Raw genomic sequence first — 19,905 nt, forward strand, 5'->3', positions numbered from 1 at the left:
GCGACGCGGTCTCGACTGATACCGCAGTGGTTTCTTCGCGGCCAATGACCGCTCCTACGGATCATCAAAACACGGCACTCGATCAATATTGGCATCAGGTTAAGACCAAGAACATTTAGGAGCACAACGCATGAAGATATTTGGCAAGACCCTCCTCGCCGTGGCCCTGATGGGGGCGATGGCCAGTGCTGCGCAGGCAGACGACAAGGTTCTGCACGTGTACAACTGGTCGGACTACATCGCGCCGGACACGATCAAGCAATTCGAGGCGGAGTCGGGGATCAAGGTCGTCTACGACGTATTCGACAGCAACGAAACCCTGGAAGCCAAACTGCTGGCCGGCAAGTCCGGCTACGATATCGTCGTGCCTTCCAACAACTTCCTGGCCAAGCAGATCAAGGCCGGTGTGTACCAGGAACTGGACCGCTCGAAACTGCCGAACTGGAAAAACCTCAACGAATCGCTGCTCAAGGCGGTGTCGGTGAGCGACCCGGACAACAAGCATGCCTTCCCGTACATGTGGGGCTCGATCGGCATCGGCTTCAACGCCGACAAGGTCAAGGCTGCGCTGGGCGCCGATGCACCGACCAACAGCTGGGACCTGCTGTTCAAGCCGGAAAACGCGGCCAAGCTGAAGTCGTGCGGCATCAGCTTCCTTGATTCGCCCACCGAGATGCTGCCGATCGCCCTGCATTACCTGGGCTACCCGACGGACTCGCAGGACAAGAAGCAGCTTGCCGAGGCCGAGGCGCTGTTCCTCAAGGTGCGTCCATCGATCGGTTACTTCCATTCCTCCAAGTACATCTCCGACCTGGCCAACGGCAATATCTGCGTGGCCGTGGGGTATTCGGGTGACATCTACCAGGCCAAGTCGCGCGCCGAAGAAGCGGGTGGCAAGGTCAAGGTCAGCTACAACATTCCCAAGGAAGGCGCTGGCAGCTTCTTCGACATGGTCGCCATCCCCAAGGATGCCGAGAACGTCGAAGGCGCCTACAAGTTCATGACCTTCCTGATGAAACCGGAAGTCATGGCCGAGATCACCAACAGCGTGCAGTTCCCCAACGGTAACCAGGCTGCAACAGCATTGGTGGATAAAGCCATCAGCGGCGATCCGGGCATCTACCCGCCGGCCGATGTGCAGGCCAAGCTGTATGCCATTGCCGACCTGCCGGCGGCGACGCAGCGCATCATGACGCGCAGCTGGACCAAGATTAAGTCGGGCAAGTAAGCCGGGCTGGTATTGCGATGCGCCTTTCGCGGCCGATGACCGCTCCCACACATACCCCGTAGGAGCGGCCCGTGGCCACGAATGGCGCACCGCGAGCTCGGGCCAGGTGAATCAGCAATTGCGGCGCGCGCGCATGGGCTGTAAGTTGCGCGCCGGTTTGTCTTATAGAACAAACGCTTGAGAGGACCTCCACTTGTCACACTCTTTGTTTCGCAAGGCCATGCTGATCGGTGCGGGTCTGACCCTGGCGCTCAATGCTCAAGCGGCAGGCACCGTACACATCTACAACTGGTCCGACTACATCGGCGAGAGCACCCTGGCGGATTTCGAAGCCGCCACCGGGATCAAGCCGATCTACGACGTCTTCGACTCCAATGAAACCCTGGAAGGCAAGTTGCTGGCCGGCCATACCGGCTACGACGTGGTGGTGCCGTCCAACCACTTCCTGGGCAAACAGATCAAAGCCGGGGCTTTCCAGAAACTGGACAAGGCCCAGCTGACCAACTATTCCAACCTTGATCCGGTGCTGCTCAAGCGCCTGGAAAAGAACGATCCGGGTAACCAGTACGCCGTTCCCTATCTGTGGGGTACCAACGGCATTGGTTACAACGTGGAAAAGATCAAGGCCGTGCTGGGCGTCGACAAGATCGACTCCTGGGCCATGGTGTTCGAGCCCGAAAACATCAAGAAACTGTCCAAGTGCGGCGTCGCCTTCCTCGACTCGCCCGACGAGATGTTCCCGGCCGTGCTCAACTACATGGGCCTGGACCCCAACACCACCGACGAGAAGCTCTACAAGCAAGCCGAGGCCAAGCTGCTCAAGGTCCGTCCGTACGTGACCTACTTCCATTCCTCCAAGTACATCAGCGACCTGGCCAATGGCAACATCTGTGTGGCCGTGGGTTATTCCGGCGACATATTCCAGGCCAAGGCACGGGCCGAGGAAGCCGGCAAGGGCATCAAGCTGGCCTACTCGATTCCCAAGGAAGGCGGCAACCTGTGGTTCGACATGCTGGCCATCCCCGCCGATGCGCCGGATGCCAAGCAGGGCCTGGCGTTCATCGACTACCTGTTGAAACCTGAAGTGATTGCCAAGGTGAGCGACTATGTCGGCTATGCCAACCCCAATCTCAAGTCCGGCGAGCTGATGGATCAGGACGTGCGCAACGACGAGGCGGTCTACCCGCCACAGGCCATCCAGGACAAGCTCTACGTCAACGTCGAGCTGCCGCCCAAGGTGCAGCGTTTGATGACCCGCAGCTGGACCAAGGTCAAGTCGGGCAAATAACTACTCGGGGCGGCCCGATCCAGAGCCGCCCCCACTCAAGTTTGGGAGTTTCGTGAATGGCTGTTGCCTCCAGCGCCTACAAAAAAGCCCTCGAAGGCAGCCAGCAACCGAAAAAGGTGCTGGTCCGGATCGAAAAGGTAACGAAGAAATTCGACGAAACGGTGGCCGTGGACGACGTGTCGCTGGAAATCAACCAGGGTGAGATCTTCGCCTTGCTGGGCGGGTCCGGTTCCGGCAAGTCCACCCTGCTGCGCATGCTGGCTGGCTTCGAACGGCCGACCGAGGGGCGTATTTTCCTCGACGGTGTGGACATCACCGATATGCCGCCCTACGAGCGGCCGATCAATATGATGTTCCAGTCCTATGCATTGTTTCCGCACATGACCGTGGCGCAGAACATCGCCTTCGGGCTCAAGCAGGACAAACTGCCGGCGGCCGAAATCGACGCACGCGTGGCGGAAATGCTCAAGCTGGTGCAGATGACCCAGTACGGCAAGCGCAAGCCGCACCAGTTGTCCGGTGGCCAGCGCCAGCGCGTTGCGCTGGCACGCTCGCTGGCGAAAAAGCCCAAGCTGTTGCTGCTCGACGAGCCGATGGGCGCGCTGGACAAGAAGCTGCGCTCGCAGATGCAACTGGAACTGGTGGAGATCATCGAGCGGGTCGGCGTGACCTGCGTGATGGTGACCCACGACCAGGAAGAGGCCATGACCATGGCCCAGCGCATCGCCATCATGCACCTGGGCTGGATCGCGCAGATCGGCAGCCCGATCGACATCTACGAAACCCCCACCAGCCGCCTGGTGTGCGAGTTCATCGGCAACGTCAACCTGTTCGAAGGCCAGGTGGTCGAGGACATGGAAGGCTACGCACTGATCAGCAGCCCGGAGCTGGAGCGCAGCATCTATGTCGGTCACGGTGTAAGTACCGCTGCCGAAGACAAGAACGTGACCTACGCCATTCGCCCGGAAAAGATGCTGGTGACCACCCAGCAGCCCGACAGCGAACACAACTGGTCGCGCGGCAAGGTCCATGACATCGCCTACCTGGGCGGCCATTCGGTGTTCCACGTGCAGTTGCCGTGCGGCAAGCTGGTGCAGTCGTTCGTGGCCAACGCCGAGCGCCGTGGCGCCCGGCCGACCTGGGACGACGAAGTGTTCGTCTGGTGGGAAGACGACAGCGGCGTGGTACTGCGCTCATGAAGCTGCGCAAGATCAAACGCAAGCTCAAGAGGATCATCCCCAACGGTCGCCAGATGGTCATCGGCGTACCGTTCCTGTGGCTGTTCCTGTTCTTCATGCTGCCGTTCTTCATCGTGCTCAAGATCAGCTTCGCCGAAGCCGACGTGGCGATCCCGCCGTACACCGAAATCTGGAGCTACGCCGAACAGAAGTTCGAGTTGATCCTCAATTTCGCCAACTACGCGCTGCTCACCGAAGACGATCTGTACATCTCGGCCTATCTGGGCTCGTTGAAGATGGCCTTCTTCAGCACCCTGATCTGCCTGCTGCTCGGCTATCCCATGGCCTATGCCATCAGCAAGGCACGCAAGGACCTGCAGACCGTGCTCCTGCTGCTGATCATGATGCCGACCTGGACGGCGATCCTGATCCGCGTGTATGCCTGGATGGGCATCCTGAGCAACAACGGCCTGCTCAATGCCTTCCTGATGTGGCTGGGGGTGATCGATCAGCCGCTGCAGATTCTCAACACCAACCTGGCGGTGTACATCGGGGTGGTCTATGCGTACCTGCCGTTCATGATCCTGCCGTTGTTCGCCAATCTGGTGAAGCATGACAACAGCTTGCTGGAGGCCGCCTCCGACCTGGGCTCGAGCACCTTCAACAGTTTCTGGAAAATCACCGTGCCGTTGTCGAAGAACGGCATCATCGCCGGCTGCATGCTGGTATTCATTCCGGTGGTCGGCGAGTTCGTGATTCCCGAGCTGCTGGGTGGCCCGGAAACCCTGATGATCGGCCGCGTGTTGTGGCAGGAATTCTTCAACAACCGTGACTGGCCCGTTGCCTCGGCATTGGCTGTGTTGATGCTGGCAATTCTGATCGTGCCCATCGTGCTGTTCAATCGCAGCCAGGCCAAAGAACTGGAGGGCAAGGCATGAAGCGTTTCGGGTTCTCCAAACTGATCCTGGTGCTGGGTCTGGTGTTCATCTATGCGCCGATGCTGATCCTGGTCATCTATTCCTTCAACGCCTCGCGCCTGGTGACGGTCTGGGGCGGCTGGTCGGTGCAGTGGTACGTCGGCCTGCTGGACAACTCCCAGCTGATGGGCGCGGTGATGCGCTCGCTGGAAATCGCCTGCTACACGGCAGTGACGGCCGTGGCCCTGGGGACCATGGCGGCGTTCGTGCTGACGCGCATCAGTCGCTTCAAGGGGCGCACCATGTTCGGCGGCCTGGTGACGGCGCCGCTGGTGATGCCCGAGGTGATTACCGGTCTGTCCTTGCTGCTGCTGTTCGTGGCCATGGCCCAGGTGATCGGCTGGCCGCAGGAGCGTGGCATCGCCACGATCTGGATCGCTCATACCACCTTCTGTGCCTCGTACGTGGCGGTGGTGGTGTCATCGCGGTTGCGCGAGCTGGACCTGTCGATCGAAGAGGCGGCCATGGACTTGGGTGCGCGGCCCTGGAAGGTGTTCTTTCTGATCACTATTCCCATGATCGCGCCATCGCTGGCGGCCGGCGGGATGATGTCCTTCGCGCTGTCGCTGGACGATCTGGTGCTGGCCAGCTTCGTTTCCGGGCCGGGTTCCACGACCCTGCCGATGGAAGTGTTTTCGGCGGTCCGTCTGGGCGTGAAGCCTGAGATCAATGCGGTGGCCAGCCTGATTCTGCTGGCCGTTTCGTTGGTGACGTTCCTGGTGTGGTATTTCGGGCGTCGGGCCGAAGAGCGTCGTCGCAAGGCGATCCAGCAAGCCATCGAGGAAAGCGCCGCCAACTCCTGGCAACAGCCGAAGACTCAGCGGCCGGCAGCGTCGGTGTGATGAGGCAAGGGCGCTGGGTCTCCAGCGCCCTTGCCAGCACACGTATTGCCTTGGAACAATCGTCCATGCCCATTGCATTTCATCCCGACACCCTGCGAAATTCCCTGCCACCCTTGGGCGCCCGACAGCCGCTGTCCGCTGAGGCTCAGGCCTACCAGCGCTTCTATCAGCTAGACCTGCCCGTACAAAGCTGGCTGGGGCGCTTCAGTGCTGCCGGCTTCGACTTGGTGGCCCAAGTGTGGCTGTCGGAGCGGCCTGTCGCCACGCTCTTCGTCATGCACGGTTTCTACGATCACATGGGGTTGTACCGGCACGCCGTGCAGTGGGCCTTGGCGCGTGGCTTCGCGGTCATTTCCTGCGACCTGCCGGGCCATGGTCTGTCCAGCGGCGAGCGAGCCAGCATTCACAGCTTTGCCGATTACCAGGCCACGCTCGATGGCCTGTTCGCCGAAGCATGTACCCTGCAGCTGCCGCAGCCCTGGCACTTGCTGGGGCAGAGCACCGGTGGCGCGATCATCGTCGACCATCTGCTGCACCAGGGCGCGCAGTCCGCGGCGCAGGGGCAGGTGCTGCTGATGGCGCCGCTGGTGCGGCCCAGCGCATGGGGTTTGTCCAAACTCAGCTATCGCGTGCTCAAGCCGTTCGTCAACGGCATTGCCAGGCGGTTCAGCGTCAATACCAACGACCCGGATTTCATGCCGTTCCTGCAGGCGGACCCGCTGCAGCCCGTGCGCCTGCCGACAGCGTGGGTGGGGGCGTTGGTGCAGTGGGTGCAGCACATCGAGGCAGCGCCGCGCAGCCCGCGCACGGTGGTGGTCGTGCAGGGAGAGGATGACGACACCGTGGATTGGCGGCACAACCTCAAGGTGCTGCGCGCAAAGTTCGCCGAGGTGCGGGTGTTGCAGGTGGCGGGGGCCCGGCATCATCTGGTCAATGAGCTGCCTGCGATTCGGGCGAAGTGTTTCGATTTCTTCGAACAGAATCTGTAACCGAGTCGTCGGCTTCGCGGCCGCTGACCGCTCCTACGGGGGTGGGCCATTGCTGCGGGTGGGTCAGCGGCCGCGAACGGCGCCCCTCAGTTTCCCGCCTTGCCCGGTGTCTGTCCAACCGCCAATCCTGCCCGTACCGCCTCCAGGGCCGCCTGATAATAAGCCTGGCCAGCGGCAGACTCGGCGAAGCCGACGAACTCCTCCAGCTCCGGATCGGACAATTCGCGGTACACGTACAGCAGCGTATTGTTCAGGTCGATGGCGATCTGCTGTTGCAGCCGCTCACGCTGGCCATCGAGCAGACCTGCAGCCTGGCCGCCCCCCAACAGACCTGGAATCATCGAGCTGAGGCTGTCGGCGGCCACCCCGGCGATCGCCAGGCTGACCTCTGCGCCCGCCTGGCGCGCCGGCAGTGCCTGCGCCAGATGGCCGATCAACAGCGCGCGGGTCGACTCGACCTGCAGTTTCGGCAGGCCCTGGGCGTTCTTGGCCAGTTGATCACTGCGGGTGGCCAGCAGCTCGGCGGCGACGATCTTGCGGCCCAGGGCAGACTCGAAGAAGGCGAGGGCAGGCTTGGGATCGGCCAACCCCTGACGCAGCCGCGCTTCGGCACGCTGGTCCATGGCCTGGGCCGCGAAGCGTTGGTCGCTGTTGCTCACCAGTGCCTGGAAAACCGCCGGTGGCAAGCTGCTCTGGTAGCGCTGCTGGGCCGCCTTGAGGGCGTCGCTGAAATGCGCCCTTTGTTCAGGCCAGCCAGCGGCCTTGTACAGCAGGTCGTGGTCGTCGGCCCAGGCGGGCGTCGTACTGAACATCATCAAGAACACAAGGACGCGGCGCATAGGGACTCCTGTCGGCAAGGGGCCATTGTCCGTGGCATTGCCTGGCTTTGTCGAGAAGTGACATGCACGCTGCGCCTCGATGCATCGACTGCGCAGCGACCTCGTGCAAGCCTCTGTCGGTTTTGCAGGCGTATGGATACTATGCCGGGCATGCAAATACCTTCTGATCATCCACTGCTGCTGCGCATCGTCGACGACCTGGCCGAGCACGGCTGGTCGCAGCAGGAACTCTTCGTGCCCCAGGCTTTGACCCTGGCGCTGGCGGCCGAGTGCCGTACCCGCCATGCCCAAGGCGAACTGGCGCCGGCGGCCGTCGGGCGCGGTCCATCCCAGGAGATCCGCGAAGGCATTCGCGGTGACCGCATCCAGTGGATCGAACCGGGCGAAGCCGTGCCGTGCGACGCCTACATGCAGATCATGGACAGCCTGCGCGAAGCGCTCAATCGTGGTCTTTTTCTGGGCCTGGAAGACTTCGAATGCCATTTCGCCCTGTACCCACCGGGCAGCGTGTACCTGCGTCACCTGGATCGCTTTCGCGACGATGACCGGCGCATGGTGTCAGCGGTGCTGTACCTGAACGATGCGGATTGGGGCGAGGAGGATGGCGGTCAGTTGCGTATGTACCTGCAAGGCGACACGGTGTACGACGTGCAGCCGATCGGTAGCACGCTGGTGGTGTTTCTTTCCGGCGAGGTGCCGCACGAAGTGATGCCGGCGCAGCGCAATCGGCTGTCGCTGACCGGCTGGTTCCGCCGTCGGGGCAACGAGCCGTTCTGATACACCGCGTCGCCTGGTTCGCGGCTACTAGCCGCTCCTACAGGGGATCTGGGTTGATTGTAGGAGCGGCTGGCAGCCGCGAACCAGAGGACGCGGTGTGCCAGGCACACCGCAATCCGGCCGCTATCAGAACAATACGCGGCAGCGAATGGTTCCGGTGACCTGTTGCAGCTTTTCCTGCGCCAGGTCCGAGTAATCGGCGTCGACGTCGATCACTACATAGCCGACCTTTTCGTTGGTCTGCAGGAACTGGCCGGAGATGTTGATGGCGTTCTCGGCGAAGACCTTGTTGATCTCCATCATCACGCCCGGCACGTTCTCGTGGATGTGCAGCAGACGGTGCTTGCCAGGGTGCGCGGGCAAAGCCACTTCCGGGAAGTTGACCGACGACACCGAGGTACCGTTGTCGCTGTACTTGACCAGTTTCTCGGCCACTTCCAGGCCGATGTTGGCCTGCGCCTCGGCGGTGGAACCACCGATGTGCGGGGTCAGGATGACGTTGTCCAGGCCACGCAGCGGGCTTTCGAAGATGTCGTCGTTGGAGCGTGGCTCGACCGGGAACACGTCGATGGCAGCGCCGATCAGGTGCTTGTCCTTGATCGCCTCGGCCAGTGCGTCGAGCTCGACCACGGTGCCGCGCGCGGCGTTGATGAGGATACCGCCCTTCTTGATGGCACGGATTTCCTTCTCGCCGATCATCCACTGGGTGGCGGCGGTTTCGGGCACATGCAGGGTGACGATGTCGCTCATGCCCAGCAGCTCGGTCAGGCTGCCGACCTGGGTGGCGTTGCCCAGCGGCAGCTTGGTCACGGTGTCGTAGAAGTACACCTGCATGCCCAGGCCTTCGGCCAGGACCGACAGCTGGGTGCCGATCGAGCCATAGCCGACGATGCCCAGTTTCTTGCCGCGGATCTCGAAGGAGTTCGCCGCGCTCTTGATCCAGCCGCCACGGTGGCAGGAAGCGTTCTTCTCGGGGATGCCACGCAACAGCAGAATGGCTTCGGCCAGCACCAGTTCGGCCACGGAACGGGTGTTGGAATACGGTGCGTTGAACACCGCGATACCGCGTTCGCGAGCGGCGGCCAGATCAACCTGGTTGGTGCCGATGCAGAAGCAGCCCACGGCGACCAGTTTCTTCGCACAGTCGAACAGCTCTTCGGTCAGCTGGGTGCGCGAGCGAATGCCGATGAAGTGCGCATCGGCAATCTTTTCCTTGAGTTCGGCTTCGGGCAGCGACTTGGTGTGGTACTCGATGCTGGTGTAGCCGGCAGCCTTGAGGACGTCCACGGCGGATTGGTGGACGCCTTCGAGAAGAAGGAACTTGATCTTGCTCTTGTCGAGGGAAGTCTTGCTCATCTGCGTAAACCTGTGTCCCGAAAAAAATGGCAGGAAGTGAAGCGGCGCACACCGGGCCAGGGCTCGATTGGCGGGGGGCGTATGCTAGCATAGCCTCCCTGTCGTACGCCCATCCTGGGTCATGAGCCGTTCTCAGGGTGACTATGAATGGTCCGAGGTTTAGCGGGCCGCGAATCGCCCGATTCGTGAATCCTTCACTTGCAGAGTCGCGTCCATGAACCGTCATGCCCTGATCGATGAACTCAAGACCCTGCTCGAGCCTGGCAAGGTCCTCACCGATGCCGCTTCGCTCGACACCTACGGCCGGGACTGGACCAAACAGTACGCCCCGGCACCCAGCGCCATCGCCTTTCCCAAGACCACCGAGCAGGTCCAGGCCATCGTGCGGTGGGCCAACGAGCGCAAGGTGGCGCTGGTCCCTTCGGGTGGGCGTACCGGTCTGTCGGCTGCGGCGGTAGCGGCCAACGGCGAGGTGGTGGTGTCGTTCGACTACATGAACAAGGTGCTCGACTTCAACGCCACCGACCGCACCGTGGTCTGCCAGCCAGGCGTCATCACCAAGCAGCTGCAGAACCTGGCCGAGGAAAACGGCCTGTACTACCCGGTGGATTTCGCCTCGTCGGGTTCCAGCCAGATCGGCGGCAACATCGGCACCAACGCCGGCGGCATCAAGGTCATCCGCTACGGCATGACGCGCAACTGGGTGGCGGGCCTCAAGGTGGTCACAGGCCAGGGCGATGTACTGGAGCTGAACAAGGACCTGGTCAAGAACGCCACCGGCTACGACCTGCGTCAGTTGTTCATCGGCGCCGAAGGCACCCTGGGGTTCATCGTCGAGGCCACCATGCGCCTGGACCGTGCGCCGAAGAACCTCACCGCGATGGTGCTCGGCACCGCCGACTTCGATGCGATCATGCCGGTGCTGCATGCGTTTCAGGGCAAGCTCGACCTCACGGCGTTCGAGTTCTTTTCCGACAAGGCGCTGGCCAAGGTGCTGGGCCGCGGCGACGTGCCGGCGCCGTTCGAAACGGCCTGCCCGTTCTATGCCCTGCTGGAGTTCGAAGCCACCACCGACGACATCGCCGACACCGCGCTGGCCACCTTCGAACACTGCGTGGAGCAGGGCTGGGTGCTCGATGGCGTCATGAGCCAGAGCGAGCAGCAGTTGCGCAACCTGTGGAAGCTGCGCGAGTACATCTCCGAAACCATTTCCCACTGGGTGCCGTACAAGAACGACATCTCGGTGACCATTTCCAAGGTGCCGGCTTTCCTGCGCGAGATCGACGCCATCGTCAGCGAGCGCTATCCGGCATTCGACGTGCTCTGGTACGGCCACATCGGCGACGGCAACCTGCACCTGAACATCCTCAAGCCCGAGCACATGGACAAGGACGCATTCTTTGCCGAATGTGCGCTGGTCAATACCGAGGTCTTCGAAACCGTGCGCAGGTACAACGGCTCCATCTCCGCCGAGCACGGCGTGGGCATGGTCAAGCGCGACTACCTGCAGTACAGCCGCTCGCCGGTCGAAATCCAGTACATGAAAGCCATGAAGGCAGTGTTCGACCCCAATGGGATCATGAACCCTGGCAAGATCTTTTCCATTTGATACGTTCATCTGAGCAGAGGTTCGAGCAATGAGCTACCAGCACCAGTACATCGACGGTACCCGCATCCACTTTCCGCTGGGCAAGGTGGTGTGCATCGGCCGCAACTACGCCGAGCATGCCAAGGAGCTGGACAACCCGATTCCGACCGAGCCGCTGCTGTTCATCAAGCCAAGCAGCTGCGTGGTGCCGTTGCAGGAAACCTTCACCATTCCGACCGATCGCGGCGCGGTGCACTATGAGGCGGAAATCGCGGTGCTGCTGGGCAAGTCACTGAGCACCCGGCCCAGTGCCGAAGAAGTCATCGATGCCATCTCCGGCTTCGCCCCGGCGCTGGACCTGACCCTGCGCGACGTCCAGGCGCGCCTGCGCGAGAAGGGCCTGCCGTGGGAAATCGCCAAGTCGTTCGACGGCGCGGCAGTGATCGCACCGTTCGTGTCGGCCGACAGCTTCCCCGACCTCACCGACATCCCGATACGCCTGACCATCGATGGCGACGTGCGCCAGGACGGCAACAGCAACCTGATGCTCAACGCCATCGTGCCGATGATCCAGTACATGGCCGGGTGCTTCTCGCTGCAGGCTGGCGACGTGATCCTCACCGGCACCCCGGCCGGGGTAGGCCCGCTCGAAATCGGCGCCGAAATCGTGCTGGAACTGCCCGGTGTCAGCCGCTTCACCAGCCGCGTCCAGTAGTCGCCCCACGCCTCACCTTTTTTTTACATTCGATCTGGATAATGCCCCCACCCAAGTGGGTGCATTGTTCGGATGTGCCCGTATGAATCCGTCTCCAGCAAGGGTACTTCATGGTCCGCGCCGCGCTGCATTCATCCCGCCCCCTGCATAAACGTTGGTACCTGTGGACCTTGCTGGTGCTGCTGATCGCCTACATCGTCGCGGTGGTCTTGCACTGGGACGACCGCGCCGAGCTGTGGGTGCAGGAGTGGACGCACAACAGCACCGAGCGCAAGGCCAGTGTCTGGCTACCTGACTATGAAGCCGTGATCGACGCCAAGGCCCTGCCCGGCATGGAAGGCGACGAAGCCTCGGACATCACCTATCACCCCGGCACCCGTACCTTGTTCGCGGTGATGGGCAAGAACCCCTATCTGGTCGAGCTGAGCCTGCAGGGCGACGTGCTGCGCAAGATGCCGCTGACCGGCTGGAGCAATCCGGAGGCCATCACCACACTCGCCGATGGGCGCCTGGCGATCATCGACGAGCGCCAGCACCAACTGACCGTGGTCAAGGTCGAGGCCGACACCCGCGAGCTGAACATCGCCGACTTCGCGCCGTTCGACCTCGGCCCTTCGGCGGACCAGAACAAGGCTTTCGAAGCCCTGGCCTGGGATCCGCGCAACCAGCGCCTGTTGCTTGGCGAAGAAAGACCACCGGCGCTGTTCTCGCTGAAGCTGGGCAGCGATGGCCTGCCCACCGGCGAGAAGCAACGCCTCGATGCGCCCGACCTGGACATGCGCAACCTTTCGGCGCTGGCAGTGGATCCGCGCACCGGTCACCGCCTGCTGCTCTCGGCCGACTCGCACCTGCTCATGGAATACGACGAAACCGGCAAGCAGTGGAGCTTCATGACCCTGCTGGGCGGCATAAACGGCCTCAAGGACACCATTCCCCGCGCCGAAGGCGTGACCATGGACGACGAAGGCACGATCTACCTGGTCAGCGAGCCGAATCTGTTCTACGTATTGCGCAAGCGTTGAGCCGGATAGCAGCGTCTTCTGGCGCTGCAATTGCTTCGACGTTTCCTACAAATCAATCCGTAGAAACTTAAGCCTGGCTTCATCATTTAATGGTTTGATGCGCACACTTCACTTCAGAGCCCGACGCGATGCGTTTCTTCGTTCGACCCATTCACCTGCTGCTGATCGCGGCACTGCTTGCACTGATCTGCGCCTTCGCCGCACTGCATCACTTTCGCTGGATCGAACGGGCCAGTTTCAACGTCGAGCGCTGGCTCGGAGGCCCGCTGCCAGGCGCAATCAACCTGGACAGCTATCAGGTGGATATCGAGGCGCAGGTGGTCGAAGGCCTGGACGACGACATCTCGGCACTGACCTTCGATCCATCGCGCAAGACCCTGTTCACCGTTACCAACCAACGTTCCGAGCTGATCGAGCTGTCGCTGCAGGGCACCATCCTGCGACGTATCGCGCTGGTCGGGTTCGGCGACCCGGAGGCGGTCGAGTACATCAGCCCTGGCGTCTACGTGATCACCGACGAGCGCCAGCAGCGCCTGATCAAGGTCAACGTCACCGACGATACGCAGATCATCGACGCCCAGCAGGCCGAGCAGTTGAGCCTCAACTTCGGTGGCCGCAGCAACAAGGGTTTCGAGGGGTTGGCCTACGACTCGACCGGCAAGCGCCTGTTCGTGGCGCGCGAGCGCGATCCCATGCTGATCTACGAAGTGCAGGGCTTTCCGCGCGGGGTCAGCGACAAGCCGCTGGACGTGCAGGTGACCCAGGACCGCCGGCGCGATGCCGGCCTGTTCGTGCGCGACCTTTCCAGTCTGCAATACGACGAGCGCAGCGGCCACCTGCTGGCCCTGTCGGACGAATCGCTGTTGGTGCTGGAACTGGACGTGCAGGGCCGGCCCCTGAGCACCATGTCGCTGCGCAAGGGCCGCCAAGGCTTGAGCAAGAGCGTGCCGCAACCCGAAGGCATCGCCATGGACGACGATGGCAACCTGTACATGGTCAGCGAACCCAACCTGTTCTACGTGTTCCGCAAGCGCTGAACGGCGCTAGCCCTCGGGGTGCAGGAACTTGTCGAGAAACTGCCGGGTCCGTGCCTGCTGCGGGTTGGCGAACAACTCGCGGGCCGGTCCCTGTTCCACGATCACCCCCTGGTCGAAGAACACCACACGATTGGCCACGTCGCGGGCGAACTGCATCTCGTGGGTGACGATGACCATGGTGCGCTTTTCCTGCGCCAGGCCCCGAATCGTTGCCAGCACTTCGCCGACCAGCTCCGGGTCCAGCGCTGAAGTCGGCTCGTCGAAGAGGATGACCTGCGGCTGCATGGCCAGCGCCCGGGCAATCGCCACGCGCTGCTGCTGACCGCCCGAGAGCCGCCTGGGGTAGGCCTCTTCCTTGCCGGCCAGGCCAACCTTGGCCAACAGCTCGCGGCCCAGTTCGGTCGCTTCGGCCTTGGCCATCTTCTTTACCACCAGCGGCCCTTCGATGACGTTCGCCAACGCCGTGCGATGGGGAAACAGGTTGAAGTTCTGGAAGACGAAACCCACCTGCTGGCGCAACTCGCGAATCAGGCCCTGCTGCTGCGCCACGCGGGCTCCGTCGATTTCGATGTCGCCCACACGGATCTGGCCACTGGTAGGTGTTTCCAGCAGGTTCAGGCAGCGCAGGAAGGTCGTCTTGCCCGAGCCGCTGGGGCCGATGATCGCCACCACCTCACCGGCGGCGATCTCCAGGTCGATGCCCTTGAGCACGCTGTGGCCATCGAACTGTTTGGTCAGGCCCTTTACCACGATCATTGCTTCATGCCTCTTGGTCGTGGCGGTTGACCCGCCGTTCCAGATGATTCTGCAGGTGCGCCAGAACGCTTGCCAACAGCCAGTAGATCAATGCGGCCGCCAGGTACATGGTGAAGATCTCGAACGTACGGGCGGTGATCAACTGCGCCTGGCGGAACAGCTCCGGTACCTGAATGGTCGCTGCCAGTGCCGTGTCCTTGACCAGTGAAATGAAACTGTTGCCCAGTGGCGGCAGGGCGGTGCGCATGGCCTGCGGCAGGATGGCCCGGCGCAAGGTCTGCGCGCGGGTCATGCCGATGCTGGCAGCTGCCTCCCACTGACCGCGCTCGATGGACGCGATCGCCGCCCGCAGGATTTCACAGGCATAGGCGGCCATGTTCAGCGAAAAGCCGATGAGTGCAGCGGGCAACGGGTCCAGTTCGATACCGATCTGCGGCAGGCCGTAGTAGATGACGAACAGCTGGACCAGCAACGGCGTGCCGCGGAAGAACGACACGTAGACCCTGGCCGGCCAGCTCAGCAGGCGGCTTCGGGACAACCGCATCAACGCCAGGCCGAACCCCAGCAGCAGGCCGAAGAACATTCCGCCCAGGCTGAGGAAGACCGTGTAGTAGGCACCCTTGAGCAGAAAGGGTGCCGAATCGAGCATCAGCTGCAGGCTGCTCTCGATCATTGCGTGACGTCAGCGCTGAACCATTGCTTGGACAGCTTGGCCAGGGTGCCGTCGGCGCGCAGTTTGTCGAGAGCGTCGTCGAGTGCCTTGAGCAGTTCCGGCTCGCCCTTGCGCACGGCGATCCCGGCTTCCTGACGCGAGAACGCATCGCCTGCCAGGGCGAGGGTTTCGTTGGTCTTGTTGATCAGGTCGAAGGCGGCCAGGCGGTCCACCAGAATCGCATCGATACGGCCGACGCGCAGGTCCTGGTACTTGGTCGGATCATCGTCGTAGGTTTTCACCACGGCGCTCGGCACGTTGTCCTTGAGCCACTGCTCGTAGTTGGTGCCCAGGCCCATGCCGACTTTCTTGCCGGCCAGGTCGGAGGCCTGCTTGATGCTGTCGGCATTCTTCTTCGCGACCACGGCCTGGATACCGGACACGGTGTAGGGCTTGGAGAAGTCGTACTTCTTCTTGCGCTCATCGGAGATGGTCACCTGATTGACCACGACGTCGAGCCGCTTGGACTCCAGCGCTGCGAGAATACCGGCCCATGGGGTGGGCTGCAGCTTGACCTTGACGCCCAGTTCCTTGGCCAGGGCCTCGGAGAGTTGCACTTCGAAGCCGGTCAGCTTGCCGTTTTCGTCCACGAAGCTGAACGGCGGGTAGGTACCCTCCAGGCCGATGTTGATGACACCGGCGTCCTTGATTTTCTGCAACTGTTCGCCAGCCATTGCCTGGCCCAGCAGCGAACTGCCCAGAACCAGGCCGGCGATCAGCAGGTGTTTGCGCAATGCGGGAAACTTCATGGCGGATCCTTGAAATGAGGGAGGGTTTCGCAGCGTTGGCGGCCACCTGTGCGGTTACCGGTCGTCGAGGCGAAGGCGCAATGGGAAAACAGGACTATAGGCACCGCCACGCTGGCCCACAAGCCCCCTCGGCGCCCACGGAACGTATGACCGCGGCTTATGTTCAGATGCTCCACGACACGTCCAAAGCGTTCTTTTTACCGCCTGGATTTTTCCCGTATGGTGGGCGCCAACCGGCGGCCATCGCTGTTTCCACACAAGGCAGGGTATAACCGTGAACGACATTCCTCAGGCACGCAGAGGCCATTGGCAGTTGCAGTCCATCGTCGGCCAGTTGCATGAGGCGCGCTCCGATTGGCGCCGGCAGAACGGACGCAGTTGCGGCATGCAGGGCGGCCGCGAGCTGCCGTCGCGCGAGGCCATGGCCAAAGTGCTCGAGCAGTTGTGCGGCGCGTTGTTCCCGATGCGCCTGGGGCCGGTGGACCTGCGCGAAGAAAGCGAAGATTTCTATGTAGGCCATACCCTGGACGCCGCGCTCAACGAACTCTTGACCCAGGCCCGCCTGGAACTGCGCTACGCCGCGCGCAATGGCGACTGCAACTTGCCCGCCGTCGACGCCAGGGCCCTGGAACTGATCCAGGATTTCGCTGCGGCGCTGCCCGGCCTGCGGCGCTTGCTCGACACCGACGTGCTGGCCGCCTATCACGGCGATCCCGCGGCGCGCAGTGTCGATGAGGTATTGCTGTGCTATCCCGGCGTGCTCGCGGTGATCCATCATCGCCTCGCTCACCATCTGTATCTCGCCGGCCTGCCGTTGCTGGCGCGCATCAGCTCGGAACTGGCGCATTCGGCGACCGGCATCGATATCCACCCCGGCGCGCGCATCGGCCCAAGCTTTTTCATCGACCACGGCACGGGCGTGGTGATCGGCGAAACCGCCGTCATCGGCGAGCGGGTGCGTATCTACCAGCAGGTCACCCTGGGCGCCAAGCGCTTTCCGGCGGACGAGTCCGGGCAGCTGCAGAAGGGGCATCCGCGCCACCCGATCGTCGAGGACGATGTGGTCATCTACGCCGGCGCGACCATCCTGGGTCGCATCACCATCGGCCAGGGCTCGACCATCGGCGGCAACGTCTGGCTCACGCGCACCGTGCCGGCCGGCAGCAACCTCACCCAGGCCAACCTGGTGCACGACGACGGCAGTCAGAAATAGGGCTTGGCAGGACGCCGCGAACGGCCTGCCAGGCAGGACCGTTCGGCCCATCAATTGGCCATCTACCCATCAGTCGTGTTTTAATTGAACGCTCGTTCAATAAAACCATGGATCGCGATTCGCGTTCAACAGGAGGCCATCCCTTGCTGAAAACGCCCAGTTTCTTCCATTTACGAACGTGTGGAGTGCACAGCGCATGAGTGCATCTTCATCAGCGCCAAGCGGCAACGTGCGCATGAACCCTCCGGTGTTCTACTTCGCCGCCAGTTTCATCCTGATTTTCGGCATCGTCGTCATCTCCTTTCCGCAGGCAGCTGGCCAGTGGCTGATGGCGGCGCAAAGCTGGGCCGCCAACACGGTCGGTTGGTACTACATGCTGGCCATGACCCTGTACCTGGTGTTCGTCGTGGTCACGGCGCTGTCGGGTTACGGCAAGATCAAGCTGGGGGCCGATCACGACGAGCCCGAGTTCAGCTATTTGTCCTGGGCCGGCATGTTGTTCGCCGCCGGCATCAGCATCACGCTGTTCTTCTTCTGCGTCTCCGAGCCGCTGACCCATATGCTGCAACCGCCGCAGGGTGAGGCGGGCACCCAGGAGGCCGCGCGCCAGGCCATGCAGTTGCTGTTCCTGCACTGGGGCCTGCACGGTTGGGGCGTGTTCGCCTTCGTCGGCATGGCCCTGGCCTATTTCGCCTATCGCCACAACCTGCCGCTGGCGCTGCGTTCGGCGCTCTACCCATTGATCGGCAAACGCATCAACGGGCCGATCGGCTACGCCGTGGACGGCTTCGGCATCATCGCCACCATCTTCGGCCTGGGGGCCGACATGGGGTTCGGCGTGCTGCACCTCAATTCCGGCCTGGACTACCTGTTCGGTGTCGCTCACACCCAATGGGTGCAGGTGATCCTGATCACCCTGATGATGGGTGCAGCGATTCTGGTGGCGGTCTCCGGTGTCGACAAGGGCGTGCGGGTGATGTCCGACATCAACATGCTACTGGCCTGTGCGCTGTTGCTCTTCGTGCTGTTCGCCGGGCCGACCCAGCACTTGCTCAGCACCCTGGTGCAGAACGTCGGCGATTATCTGGGTGCACTGCCCAGCAAGAGCTTCGACGTCTACGCCTACGACAAACCCAGCGACTGGCTGGGTAACTGGACGGTGTTCTACTGGGCCTGGTGGATTGCCTGGTCGCCTTTCGTGGGGCTGTTTATTGCGCGCATCTCGCGCGGACGCACCATTCGCGAGTTCGTCTTCGGCGTGTTGCTGATCCCACTGGGCTTCACCCTGGCCTGGATGTCGATCTTCGGCAACAGCGCCATCGACCAGGTGATCAACCACGGCATGGCTGCCATCGGCCAGTCGGCCATCGACGACCCGTCGATGACCCTCTACCTGCTGCTCGAAACCTACCCATGGGCGAGGACGGTGATTGCCGTTACGGTGTTCATCAGTTTCGTGTTCTTCGTCACCTCGGCCGACTCGGGCACCGTCGTGCTCTCCACCTTGTCGGCACGTGGCGGCAACCCCGACGAAGACGGGCCGAAATGGCTGCGGGTATTCTGGGGTGCGATGACCGCGCTGGTCACCAGTGGCCTGCTGTTCGCCGGCAGCATCGACTCGCTGAAATCGGCGGTGGTGCTGACTTCGCTGCCGTTCTCGATCATTCTGCTGGCGATGATGTGGGGACTGCACAAGGCGTTCCACATGGAAAGCCAGCGCAAGATCGCCCAGCTGTATTCGCTGGCGCCGGTTGCCAGCTCGCGGCCAGGGCGAGGCGGCTGGCGACAGCGGTTGAGCCAGGCCGTGAGCTTCCCTTCGCGTGACGAGGTGTACCGGTTCATGGACACCCACGTACGGCCGGCCGTGGCCGAAGTCACCGCATCGTTCGCCGAGAAGGGCCTGGATGCCGTTGCGCAAGAGGACACCCCTCACGACAACGTGATCTTCGAGATCGGTCATGGTGAAGAACGTCCGTTCATCTATCAGGTGCAGATGCGCGGTTACTTCACGCCATCCTTCGCCCGTGGCGGCATGGGCAATCAGGAACTGAAGAACCGGCGCTACTACCGTGCCGAGGTGCATCTGGCCGAAGGCAGCCAGGACTACGACCTGGTCGGCTACAGCAAGGAGCAGATCATCAACGACATCCTCGACCAGTACGAACGGCACATGCAGTTCCTGCATCTGGTGCGCTGACAGCCCCTTGCTCGCGCCCGTGCAAATAACCTGCACACAAAAAAACCCTCGCACCTGGGTGCGAGGGTTTTTTCATGGCTGCGCTGTCAGTTGTCGGCGACGGCGTTCCGGGCCAGGATGGCGTTGGCCAGATCCATGTCGGAAGCCTGCAGGCCAGGGTTCTCGGCGCGTACCTTGTGGATCGCGGCTTCCAGGTACGGGCCACGGATACCGCCTTCGCTGGCCACGAAGCTGCCGGCATCGTCCTGGGCGGCGATGATCAACTTGTGATCCTTGAAGGTCAGGTAGGAGGAGCCGGTCGTGGCGCCGGAAGAGAGCACGTTGCGCCAGAAGGGGTCGGCCATGGCCGAGCTTACGGGCAGGGACAGCAACGCGAGGGTAGCAACGGCGGTTTTGAGGCGCATGATCGAGACTCCACAGTGTGATCCGGTACGAATGTAAT

General features: G+C 62.4%; 19 protein-coding genes. 13 read left to right on the forward strand and 6 right to left on the reverse strand.

Going from position 1 to position 19,905, the window contains the following annotated elements:
* Positions 1 to 130: 130 nt before the first annotated feature.
* The 6 genes from IFT44_RS16200 to IFT44_RS16225 all read left to right on the forward strand — a co-directional run bounded on the left by IFT44_RS16200 (position 131) and on the right by IFT44_RS16225 (position 6,502).
* On the forward strand, positions 131 to 1,228 hold the full coding sequence (locus IFT44_RS16200; protein ID WP_122479871.1) for a polyamine ABC transporter substrate-binding protein: 1,098 nt from the start codon (positions 131 to 133) through the stop codon (positions 1,226 to 1,228).
* A gap of 193 nt (positions 1,229 to 1,421) precedes the next feature.
* Complete coding sequence (locus IFT44_RS16205; protein WP_122479870.1) at positions 1,422 to 2,516, forward strand: polyamine ABC transporter substrate-binding protein; 1,095 nt, start codon at positions 1,422 to 1,424, stop codon at positions 2,514 to 2,516.
* Between the two features lie 56 nt (positions 2,517 to 2,572).
* Positions 2,573 to 3,715, forward strand: a complete 1,143-nt coding sequence (gene potA, locus IFT44_RS16210; RefSeq protein ID WP_122479869.1) for a polyamine ABC transporter ATP-binding protein — start codon at positions 2,573 to 2,575, stop codon at positions 3,713 to 3,715.
* Positions 3,716 to 3,750: 35 nt separating this feature from the next.
* On the forward strand, positions 3,751 to 4,632 hold the full coding sequence (locus IFT44_RS16215) for an ABC transporter permease subunit (protein WP_163007645.1): 882 nt from the start codon (positions 3,751 to 3,753) through the stop codon (positions 4,630 to 4,632).
* Complete coding sequence (locus IFT44_RS16220; RefSeq protein ID WP_122479867.1) at positions 4,629 to 5,513, forward strand: ABC transporter permease subunit; 885 nt, start codon at positions 4,629 to 4,631, stop codon at positions 5,511 to 5,513. The genes IFT44_RS16215 and IFT44_RS16220 overlap by 4 nt, the downstream gene beginning before the upstream one ends.
* A 65-nt stretch (positions 5,514 to 5,578) precedes the next feature.
* Positions 5,579 to 6,502, forward strand: coding sequence for an alpha/beta hydrolase (locus IFT44_RS16225; protein WP_192176224.1), 924 nt, complete (start codon positions 5,579 to 5,581; stop codon positions 6,500 to 6,502).
* Between the two features lie 86 nt (positions 6,503 to 6,588).
* On the opposite strand, the gene IFT44_RS16230 is transcribed toward IFT44_RS16225, so the two are convergent.
* The gene (locus tag IFT44_RS16230) at positions 6,589 to 7,341 is read right to left on the reverse strand and encodes a DUF2059 domain-containing protein (RefSeq protein WP_122479865.1); all 753 of its coding nucleotides are present in this window, start codon (positions 7,339 to 7,341) and stop codon (positions 6,589 to 6,591) included.
* A 141-nt stretch (positions 7,342 to 7,482) separates the two neighbouring features.
* On the opposite strand from IFT44_RS16230, the gene IFT44_RS16235 reads away from it, so the two are divergent.
* On the forward strand, positions 7,483 to 8,118 hold the full coding sequence (locus tag IFT44_RS16235) for a 2OG-Fe(II) oxygenase (protein ID WP_192176225.1): 636 nt from the start codon (positions 7,483 to 7,485) through the stop codon (positions 8,116 to 8,118).
* A gap of 126 nt (positions 8,119 to 8,244) precedes the next feature.
* Here the strand turns inward: IFT44_RS16235 and serA are convergent, their stop codons facing one another.
* The gene (serA, locus tag IFT44_RS16240) at positions 8,245 to 9,474 is read right to left on the reverse strand and encodes a phosphoglycerate dehydrogenase (RefSeq protein WP_185794720.1); all 1,230 of its coding nucleotides are present in this window, start codon (positions 9,472 to 9,474) and stop codon (positions 8,245 to 8,247) included.
* Between the two features lie 214 nt (positions 9,475 to 9,688).
* Between serA and IFT44_RS16245 the strand changes: the two genes are divergently transcribed.
* The 4 genes from IFT44_RS16245 to IFT44_RS16260 all read left to right on the forward strand — a co-directional run bounded on the left by IFT44_RS16245 (position 9,689) and on the right by IFT44_RS16260 (position 13,836).
* Complete coding sequence (locus tag IFT44_RS16245; RefSeq protein WP_192059435.1) at positions 9,689 to 11,083, forward strand: FAD-binding oxidoreductase; 1,395 nt, start codon at positions 9,689 to 9,691, stop codon at positions 11,081 to 11,083.
* Between the two features lie 28 nt (positions 11,084 to 11,111).
* A complete protein-coding gene (locus IFT44_RS16250) occupies positions 11,112 to 11,777 on the forward strand; it encodes a fumarylacetoacetate hydrolase family protein (protein ID WP_122479861.1) in 666 nt (221 codons plus the stop codon).
* 110 nt (positions 11,778 to 11,887) lie between these two features.
* Positions 11,888 to 12,799 (forward strand): SdiA-regulated domain-containing protein, encoded by a 912-nt coding sequence (locus IFT44_RS16255; protein WP_192176226.1) that lies wholly within the window; start codon positions 11,888 to 11,890, stop codon positions 12,797 to 12,799.
* A gap of 128 nt (positions 12,800 to 12,927) precedes the next feature.
* Positions 12,928 to 13,836: an SdiA-regulated domain-containing protein gene (locus tag IFT44_RS16260; RefSeq protein WP_122479859.1), complete on the forward strand. Its 909-nt coding sequence runs from the start codon at positions 12,928 to 12,930 to the stop codon at positions 13,834 to 13,836.
* Positions 13,837 to 13,842: 6 nt separating this feature from the next.
* On the opposite strand, the gene tcyN is transcribed toward IFT44_RS16260, so the two are convergent.
* The 3 genes from tcyN to tcyJ are packed head-to-tail and all read right to left on the reverse strand — an operon-like array spanning position 13,843 to position 16,053.
* Complete coding sequence (gene tcyN / locus IFT44_RS16265) at positions 13,843 to 14,592, reverse strand: L-cystine ABC transporter ATP-binding protein TcyN (protein WP_192176227.1); 750 nt, start codon at positions 14,590 to 14,592, stop codon at positions 13,843 to 13,845.
* A 4-nt stretch (positions 14,593 to 14,596) separates the two neighbouring features.
* Positions 14,597 to 15,262, reverse strand: coding sequence for a cystine ABC transporter permease (gene tcyL / locus IFT44_RS16270; RefSeq protein WP_122480127.1), 666 nt, complete (start codon positions 15,260 to 15,262; stop codon positions 14,597 to 14,599).
* Positions 15,262 to 16,053, reverse strand: a complete 792-nt coding sequence (gene tcyJ / locus IFT44_RS16275) for a cystine ABC transporter substrate-binding protein (protein ID WP_122479857.1) — start codon at positions 16,051 to 16,053, stop codon at positions 15,262 to 15,264. Before tcyJ ends, tcyL begins: the two co-directional genes overlap by 1 nt.
* Positions 16,054 to 16,327: 274 nt before the next feature.
* Between tcyJ and epsC the strand changes: the two genes are divergently transcribed.
* Together epsC and betT are read left to right on the forward strand one after the other, a co-directional pair.
* A complete protein-coding gene (epsC, locus tag IFT44_RS16280; RefSeq protein ID WP_192176228.1) occupies positions 16,328 to 17,266 on the forward strand; it encodes a serine O-acetyltransferase EpsC in 939 nt (312 codons plus the stop codon).
* 235 nt (positions 17,267 to 17,501) lie between these two features.
* Positions 17,502 to 19,463: a choline transporter BetT gene (gene betT, locus IFT44_RS16285; protein WP_185794803.1), complete on the forward strand. Its 1,962-nt coding sequence runs from the start codon at positions 17,502 to 17,504 to the stop codon at positions 19,461 to 19,463.
* Between the two features lie 86 nt (positions 19,464 to 19,549).
* Here betT and IFT44_RS16290 read toward each other — a convergent pair whose 3' ends face one another.
* Positions 19,550 to 19,867, reverse strand: a complete 318-nt coding sequence (locus IFT44_RS16290; protein WP_122479854.1) for a DUF2388 domain-containing protein — start codon at positions 19,865 to 19,867, stop codon at positions 19,550 to 19,552.
* Between the last annotated feature and the right edge of the window lie 38 nt (positions 19,868 to 19,905).

This window comes from Pseudomonas sp. CFBP 13710 (assembly GCF_014842235.1).
In the GTDB taxonomy this organism is placed as follows: Bacteria; Pseudomonadota; Gammaproteobacteria; order Pseudomonadales; family Pseudomonadaceae; genus Aquipseudomonas; species Aquipseudomonas baltica.

Bases quoted from the DNA above. Each gene is read 5' to 3' on its own strand.
- IFT44_RS16250 (WP_122479861.1), top strand. From the start codon at position 11,112: ATGAGCTACCAGCACCAGTACATCGACGGTACCCGCATCCACTTTCCG.
- IFT44_RS16235 (WP_192176225.1), top strand. From the start codon at position 7,483: ATGCCGGGCATGCAAATACCTTCTGATCATCCACTGCTGCTGCGCATC.
- IFT44_RS16230 (WP_122479865.1), bottom strand. From the start codon at position 7,341: ATGCGCCGCGTCCTTGTGTTCTTGATGATGTTCAGTACGACGCCCGCC.
- IFT44_RS16245 (WP_192059435.1), top strand. From the start codon at position 9,689: ATGAACCGTCATGCCCTGATCGATGAACTCAAGACCCTGCTCGAGCCT.
- potA (WP_122479869.1), top strand. From the start codon at position 2,573: ATGGCTGTTGCCTCCAGCGCCTACAAAAAAGCCCTCGAAGGCAGCCAG.
- IFT44_RS16255 (WP_192176226.1), top strand. From the start codon at position 11,888: ATGGTCCGCGCCGCGCTGCATTCATCCCGCCCCCTGCATAAACGTTGG.
- tcyJ (WP_122479857.1), bottom strand. From the start codon at position 16,053: ATGAAGTTTCCCGCATTGCGCAAACACCTGCTGATCGCCGGCCTGGTT.
- IFT44_RS16225 (WP_192176224.1), top strand. From the start codon at position 5,579: ATGCCCATTGCATTTCATCCCGACACCCTGCGAAATTCCCTGCCACCC.
- serA (WP_185794720.1), bottom strand. From the start codon at position 9,474: ATGAGCAAGACTTCCCTCGACAAGAGCAAGATCAAGTTCCTTCTTCTC.
- IFT44_RS16220 (WP_122479867.1), top strand. From the start codon at position 4,629: ATGAAGCGTTTCGGGTTCTCCAAACTGATCCTGGTGCTGGGTCTGGTG.
- tcyN (WP_192176227.1), bottom strand. From the start codon at position 14,592: ATGATCGTGGTAAAGGGCCTGACCAAACAGTTCGATGGCCACAGCGTG.
- IFT44_RS16200 (WP_122479871.1), top strand. From the start codon at position 131: ATGAAGATATTTGGCAAGACCCTCCTCGCCGTGGCCCTGATGGGGGCG.
- betT (WP_185794803.1), top strand. From the start codon at position 17,502: ATGAACCCTCCGGTGTTCTACTTCGCCGCCAGTTTCATCCTGATTTTC.
- IFT44_RS16290 (WP_122479854.1), bottom strand. From the start codon at position 19,867: ATGCGCCTCAAAACCGCCGTTGCTACCCTCGCGTTGCTGTCCCTGCCC.
- IFT44_RS16260 (WP_122479859.1), top strand. From the start codon at position 12,928: ATGCGTTTCTTCGTTCGACCCATTCACCTGCTGCTGATCGCGGCACTG.